This is a genomic window from Sandarakinorhabdus sp., from assembly GCF_032115815.1.
In the GTDB taxonomy this organism is placed as follows: domain Bacteria; phylum Pseudomonadota; class Alphaproteobacteria; order Sphingomonadales; family Sphingomonadaceae; genus Sandarakinorhabdus.
Genome location: NZ_JAUMBI010000006.1, coordinates 1 through 6,636 on the forward strand (window position 1 = coordinate 1; position 6,636 = coordinate 6,636).

At 65.2% G+C, this 6,636-nt stretch carries 9 protein-coding genes; 1 reads left to right on the forward strand and 8 read right to left on the reverse strand.

Annotation, left to right across the window (positions count from 1 at the left end):
- The first annotated feature begins 215 nt into the window (after positions 1–215).
- Positions 216–899, forward strand: a complete 684-nt coding sequence (locus RT662_RS00210) for a histidine kinase dimerization/phosphoacceptor domain -containing protein (protein WP_313668137.1) — start codon at positions 216–218, stop codon at positions 897–899.
- Here RT662_RS00210 and RT662_RS00215 read toward each other — a convergent pair.
- The 8 genes from RT662_RS00215 to RT662_RS00250 form a co-directional block, all read right to left on the reverse strand.
- Positions 866–1,144, reverse strand: coding sequence for a hypothetical protein (locus RT662_RS00215; RefSeq protein WP_313668138.1), 279 nt, complete (start codon positions 1,142–1,144; stop codon positions 866–868). The genes RT662_RS00210 and RT662_RS00215 overlap by 34 nt on opposite strands.
- Positions 1,145–1,156: 12 nt before the next feature.
- A complete protein-coding gene (locus RT662_RS00220; protein WP_313668139.1) occupies positions 1,157–1,552 on the reverse strand; it encodes a response regulator in 396 nt (131 codons plus the stop codon).
- 88 nt (positions 1,553–1,640) lie between these two features.
- A complete protein-coding gene (locus RT662_RS00225; RefSeq protein WP_313668140.1) occupies positions 1,641–2,786 on the reverse strand; it encodes an OmpA family protein in 1,146 nt (381 codons plus the stop codon).
- On the reverse strand, positions 2,783–2,923 hold the full coding sequence (locus RT662_RS00230; protein ID WP_313668141.1) for an entericidin A/B family lipoprotein: 141 nt from the start codon (positions 2,921–2,923) through the stop codon (positions 2,783–2,785). The genes RT662_RS00225 and RT662_RS00230 overlap by 4 nt, the downstream gene beginning before the upstream one ends.
- 83 nt (positions 2,924–3,006) lie before the next feature.
- A complete protein-coding gene (locus tag RT662_RS00235; protein WP_313668142.1) occupies positions 3,007–4,179 on the reverse strand; it encodes a hypothetical protein in 1,173 nt (390 codons plus the stop codon).
- On the reverse strand, positions 4,176–4,337 hold the full coding sequence (locus tag RT662_RS00240; protein WP_313668143.1) for a hypothetical protein: 162 nt from the start codon (positions 4,335–4,337) through the stop codon (positions 4,176–4,178). The genes RT662_RS00235 and RT662_RS00240 overlap by 4 nt, the downstream gene beginning before the upstream one ends.
- On the reverse strand, positions 4,330–5,037 hold the full coding sequence (locus tag RT662_RS00245; RefSeq protein ID WP_313668145.1) for a glycosyltransferase: 708 nt from the start codon (positions 5,035–5,037) through the stop codon (positions 4,330–4,332). The genes RT662_RS00240 and RT662_RS00245 overlap by 8 nt, the downstream gene beginning before the upstream one ends.
- 26 nt (positions 5,038–5,063) lie before the next feature.
- Positions 5,064–6,497 (reverse strand): IS4 family transposase, encoded by a 1,434-nt coding sequence (locus tag RT662_RS00250; protein WP_313668146.1) that lies wholly within the window; start codon positions 6,495–6,497, stop codon positions 5,064–5,066.
- Positions 6,498–6,636 lie beyond the last annotated feature (139 nt).

Here is a 6,636-nt window from a genome sequence, read left to right on the forward strand (position 1 = left end):
CCAGGGCATTGGCAGGCGGCTGGGCCGACGTTCACGCCCGCTGCGCGCCGGAAATTGTCTGGGCCATGCGGCGGCGGGCCTTGCTGGCCTACGGCCGGCTGCCCGCAATCGTGATGGTCAAAAAAACACTGGCCGCAGGCGATCTCTGCCGCGCCGATTGAGTTATTTACCTTAACATCATTTCGCGTCCGCGTCACCTTGGTGCATGATGGGTGATGATCAACGCCGCCGGCCATTATCCTTCGCCATCCTCCGCCATTCCGGCGGAAGCGGGCGCTGCCGATCTGGCGGCGGCGCTGGCCGAGCAAGAGCGGTTGCGACGCGATCTGCACCACCAGGTCACCAACAGCCTGCAGATCATTGCCAGCCTGGTGGCACTGCAGGCGCGAGACAGCCCATCGGCCGACGTGCGCAGTCTGCACGACGTGATCCAGGCCCAGATCCAGACGCTCACGCTGGTGCAACGCTGGCAGTATCTGGGGCAAACCGATGACTGTGTGGATCTGGCCGGAATGCTGGCTGAACTCTGTGCCACGCTCGAAGCCGGGCTGGTTTCGGCCCGACATGACAGGGTGGCCATCACCTGCACGGCAGCCGCGTTGCCACTGGCACCGGCGCTGGCGATCCCGGTTGGTTTCCTGATCACCGAACTGGCCCTGCTGGCCAGCCAGCAGGCGCCGCCCGGCCTGCTGCAATTGGCAGTGAGCGCAGAACCGTCGACCGCCGGCATCAACCTTGCGGTCAGCACCAGCGCCTTTGTTGGCCACGATGCACTGGCGGGTTCGGATACGGCGACGGCGCGCATCATCAGCGCCATGGCCCAGCAACTGGGTGGCGGGCTGCAGCATGATGCGGTGGCGGGACGCTATGCGATCGGCTTTTCAGGCGCGTCCGGCTGAAGCGGCGCCGAGATCGCTTCCAGGCTGGCCTGGGCGGCGATCACCCGATCCAGCATCAGCACGTCGCGGTCCGTGCGAGTGGGCGAGGGGCTGGCCATGCCTTCATCACTGGCGGCGCTGCGATCGCCCAGATCCAGCGCCCATTCCGCCAGCAATTCCGCCTTTTGCACAGGCGACAGGCTGGCATCGTCCAGCACGGCTTGCGGGTGGGGGTAGCGGGTGGCGGGATTGTGGCGCGGCGGCATCTGCGGAACCTTTCAGGCAGGTGGCGGGCTTGCCGGCGCGGCCAGCAGGCTGCCGATCAGCTGCTCGATCCCGGCCATGCGGAACGGCTTGCGCAAGATCGGCGTGGCGGCAAAGCGGGCAGGCAGGATCCCGGCCAGCGCATGACCGGTGGTGAAGGCAAAGGGAATGGCGCGCTGTTGCAGGACGGTGGCGATGTCCCAGCTCTGGCTGTCGCCGATCTCCACATCCAGCAGGGCAGCATCGATGGACTCGGTCCTGGCCAGGCGCATCCCGTCGGCGATGGTGACCGCCGGGCCGATCAGCGCCCAGCCCAGGCTGTCGCACATATCCTGCAGGGCGAGGCCGATGAAGATCGAATCCTCGACGATCAGGATGCGTGGGATGGAACTGGCCGGCGGCATCATCATCTCCTGTCGGCGGGAGGCCGGCAGCACTGATCATACACCAAATCACTGCGCTGCATGCAGGGCCGGACGCATCCGGCCCCACAAGCGATCAGCGCGGCTGGATGCTGATTTCGACGCGGCGGTTCTGCGGTTCGCGCTGGCCATCAACCGTGTCGACCAGGCTGCGCTCCTCGCCGAACGACTGGACGTTGATGCGGCTGCTTTCGACGCCCAGGGCTTCCAGTTCGCGCTGCACGATGCGGGCACGTCTCAGGCCCAGCGCCTGGTTGTAGGGCCCGGTGCCGGAACGATCGGCGTGCCCCGAAACGTCCAGTCGCGCCATGCCCTGCTGGCGGGCGGGATCGACGGCCTGGGCCACCAATTGCCGGGATTCGGCTGACAATTCGGCGGAATCCCAATCAAAGAACAGCATGATCGGCCCGGCGGTGACGGGCGCTGCCGGTTCGACGACGGGCGGCGGCGGGGGTGGCGGCGGGGGTGGCGGCGGCGGCGCGGCTTCGGGCATGGCCATCGGGGCGACCGGTTCCAGCGTCGGCGCTGCGGCGCGGCGTTCGCCGAAATTGAAGCTGAGGCCCACCAGGATCGTGTGAGAATCGTTGCGCATCGTCACGCGCTGCCCGGCGGTATCGGTAAAATTGGCGCGATTGGGCCGCAGATAGCGATAGTCCACGGCCAGATCGACTCCGGGGCTGAGCGCAACGCGCGCACCGGCCAGGGCGTTCCAGGCAAACACCCAGTCATTGCTGCTCAGGAAGGGAGTCGCGCCATCGGCGAGACGGACATTGTGGGCACTAACTCGTGCCGCGCCGGCACCGGCGCCCGCCGAAACGGAAAAGCCGTCGCTGTTGATCACATCGAACAGGGCGTTGCCCATGATTGTCCAGTTGCGGACCTGGCCGTCGGGATCACTGTAGCGGCCGGCGTCACCCAGCGCAGTGGTCGAGCGCAAATCGATCGATTTCAGGCCGGTCTGGTGATAGCCCACATCCACTTCGGTGCGCAGCCGGCCGAAATCATAACCGAGACGCGCGGCGGCAGCCAAACCCAGTTTCTCGGTGGTGGCGAAATCGGGGCGGGTCGGCTGGGTACCATAAAAGGTGCGGTCGCTGGGGAGGACCACCCCGCCGCGCAGGCCTATATACCAGTTGTTGTCGCGGGCCTGAGCCGCGGTTGCGCCCATGGTGAGCGCCAGCAGGCTCAATGCGGCCAGTCGGGCCGGGCGGGTAATGGTCATTTCTTTGCGTCCTCAGCGGTTTTGGTGATGGCCTTGCCGGCGGACTGGATGTCCTTGCCGGCGCCGGCAGTGGTGGAACAGCCGCTCGCCAGCACGACGATGACCGTGCAGGCCGCGATGATGATGGTCGATGTCATGGGGCGTATCCTTGCCGCTTCAGGATGGGCAGCTTCAGGAGGGTTACGCCCCAGGCCCGCAAAGGTTCCCGAACGGCAGAGCGTCAGCCGGATTGGGCGAATTCCCGCACCTGTTCGGCGATTTCCGCGGCCAGTGGCGCATAGATGGAGCGCGGGCCTTCGGGGTCGTGACCATCGAACAGGCCATTGGCGCAGGGACGGTCATCATCCCAGCCCAGGTGGCTGATCACCGGATAATGGCAGATGCCGCCCAACGCGACGCCGTGCGCCTGCGCCTGCCGCACCTCGTTGGCGACATAGCGCAGCCAATAGGGCCGGAAGGCGCCTTCACAGCCGGTTTCGGCGATATAGCAGGGCTTGCCGTGGCGGCCGGCGGCTTCGATCAGCAACTGGTGCAGCGGCCGGTGCCGCCAGTCGCCGGGCGGCACGCTGGGGCCGCCGTCGATCCACTGATTGTCGTGATAGTGGTTCCAACCGATGATATCGACGGCATCGGCATGGCCGCCCAGTTCCGGCGCCTGCAACCCCAGCAGCATGTCGAGCACTTCGTGCTGAACCTGGTTGTAACCGGCAGCGCGGTCTTCGGCCTCGGCGTCATCGGTGGCGGGGAAAACATGGATCAACGGTTCGGCGCAGGCGATGCGGGCGCGGCTGTCGATGGCGCGCACTTCGGCGGTGGCGGCCAGTGCGGCACGCACCAACTGGCGTTTCAGTTCGGCGCCGCGACCAAAGGCAAAGGGCGTCAGCCCCGCTGTCTCGCCGCCGGCAAAGGCCCAGATGCCGATTTCGTTGACCGGGGTGAACAGCGGCGCGGCATCGCTTTCGCTGGCGATCACCCGCGCGGCATGGCGGGCAAAATTGGCAAACCGGTCGACGAATTCGGCGCTGAACGGGTCGATATCGTCGGGCACGCCATGGTGCAGCAGATCCCAGACGATGGTGATGCCACTGTCCCGCGCGCCACGCAGCATCGTCAGCAGTTCCGACCAATCATAATGGCCCGGTCGCCGTTCGATGCAGTGCCAGCGCAAGCCATCGCGCGCTGCCGTCATGCCGTGGGCGTGCAGCAGGCGATAATCCTCGGCGGCGCGCCGGACGTGGCCGGTGGCCGCCGCCACGTCCAGCCGCCGGCCATTGCGCAGCCGGTGCGCGGCACATTCAAAGCCACCCATCAGCATGGAGCCGAACAATGGCGGGGTGCTACTGGGCTGGGGCGCGGTATCGGCCACGGGCTGATTGAGCGGGTTGGCCTTCATGCTGCCGGGCCTTCGGCTTGCTGTGTGGCGCTGTTGCCGTGGTTCAGTCGCAGGGTCGCCCGGCGCGGCACGGCCTTTTCGACAGGCTGGGCCACCGCCAGCGGTTTGGCCGGCACCGGGCCGGCAAAGTCGGACTCGACGATCAGCCGATCAGACATGCGCGGGGCTCCGTTCTGCCTGCTGGCGGGCTGGCAATGGCGTGGTCTGCGCCGCTGCGGCGATCAGGCCGCGCATCGCGGACCAGGTGGCATCCCAGCTTTCTCCGGCCAGATGCGCGTCCACGGCCGCCAGGCGGCGGCGGTGCTGCACCGGATCGGCGGCCATGCTGAGCATCTGCTTGGCGCAGACCACCAAATCGGGGGCGTCCATGGCAATCTCCACCAGGCCCAGCCGGCCATAGCTGCTGATCACGTCGGCAATCGGGGTGGAGATCACCGGCAGGCCGGCGGCGAGGAATTCCGGTGTGTTGGTGGGCGACATGTGGCGGGTGGCCTCGTTGCGGGCAAAGGGCATCCAGGCCAGATCCCAGTGCGCCATATATGCGGGCAGTTCGGCATAGGGGCGCGGGCCGAGCCAGTGGATGTTGCTCACCTGCGGCAGGCTGGCTGGATCGATATTGGCGGTGGGTCCGATCATCACGAACTGCCAATCCGGCCGCAGCGCCGCCACTTCGGCCACCAGCACCAGATCCATCCGCTCATCGATCACGCCGACATAGCCCATGCGCGGGTGGGCAATCATGCGCTGGCTTTCAGGATCGGCCAGCCCCTGCCCACGCGCAGGGGCAAAATGCGGCGCATCGATACTGGACGGGAAGCAATGCGTGTCGCTGCGGTGCAGGCGGGCCGCAGCCTGCAACGAGACACCCCCGGTGAACCTTGCGATTACCCACATGTGGCGAGCTCGGCGCCGATCTGGATGTCGGCGAGGCGCCGCAGCCCTCGCCAGATGACGGTGTTGCCTGGCGGCGGGTCTGCTTTTCTCGCGAGGTAGCCGCCGAGGCGTGCCAGCTTGGTCAGGTACAGCTCGAGCGTCGCCGGTTTTGCGCCGCGATTGCCATTATCGGCGACGATCTGGTCGAGGATGGTAATTTCAGTTGCCGTGAACGCGATCGTCGGATCGGCTTGGGGGTCAGCACGCGCCACCATGGTCATCCACAATACGCGCCAGCTGACGATGCAAAAAAGCGCAACAAGGTTGGCCAGACGATCGGCGGTGCGGAGCTTGGCATCCTCCACGCGGCAGCCGGACTTCAGGATCTTGTGAAAGACCTCGATCTTCCAACGCATTGCGTACCAACGGATTTTCTCGAGCGCCTCTTCCAGATTGCCAACCTCTAGGTCGGTTACGAGCTTCCAAAGGATCGGTTTTCGGCCCAATGGGACGCCGATTTCCGACGCATGGATCACGGTCAGATCGAGCGACGGGTAACGCTTCTGCTTCCCGATCGGCGGGCAGACATGAATCCGCTTGTACTGGATGTCGAGGGTCACGCGCTCGATGGTGTCGTCGTCGGTTCTCACCTCAATGCTATGCGTCCCCGCGCTGGGAACATCGCGCATCTCGCTCTTCACCGTGTGATCGCCGCTGCCAGCGAGCCGGTCGACCACGGTACGGACGACGAAGTGGGTGCCAAGCTCCCTGGCAAGGCAATAGAGTTCGTAAATGTCGCTTTCCCGGTCACCAACGTGAACACACCGGTCCGGCTGACCCAGCAGGTCGATTGATTGGCGCAGGTTCTCGAGCCAACGCACGCTCTCCTTTGCCTCGATCGGAACCCGCGTCGTGTTGATCTTGCGCTTGAGCTGGGCCGTGCCCCTGAACTTTTCACGGTTCCAGAACTTGACTGCAGACAGTCCGAGAGGAAGCCCGTCCTCCGTCACGACCAGGCTGGAATGCATCAATATCCCACACACCGCATGGTGCCGGAGCCGGCCTTCCTTGTCGCGGCCACTGTTGATGCTTTTGGTGAAGCCAACGTCGTGCGGGTTCCGGCGCTGATAGGTGAACTCGGTCGTATCCTGAAGCAACAGGATCGGGCCTGGCGATGCCGCATATCGTGCCTTCGTCGCTTCAAAATGGCCGGCCAGTATGTCGCCTTCCTCAACCTTGGGGTTGGAGAAGAACCGGTATGCGGCTTTGGTGCTCGCCCAGTCCTGGCAGGCCAGTGGGATCGTGCCTCCCATTCTGTCGCTCAGGCGGCACAGCAAATCGCCACATCGCCGCCCAAGCCGAGCATCCCTGAACGCCGTCTCATCGATTTCGCTGCGCGACCAGTGATCACCCACAACCGACGGTTTACCGCATTCAATCGACATCTCGCACCTCACGAACACGACATGGTGCTCGTGAATGAATCACAACCGATTCATCCGGTTCAAGTTTTTTCGTCAGACGCCGCCAAGCGATTCAAATACTTATGGGTAATTGGAAGCCGGTGAACACCACGTCGGCATC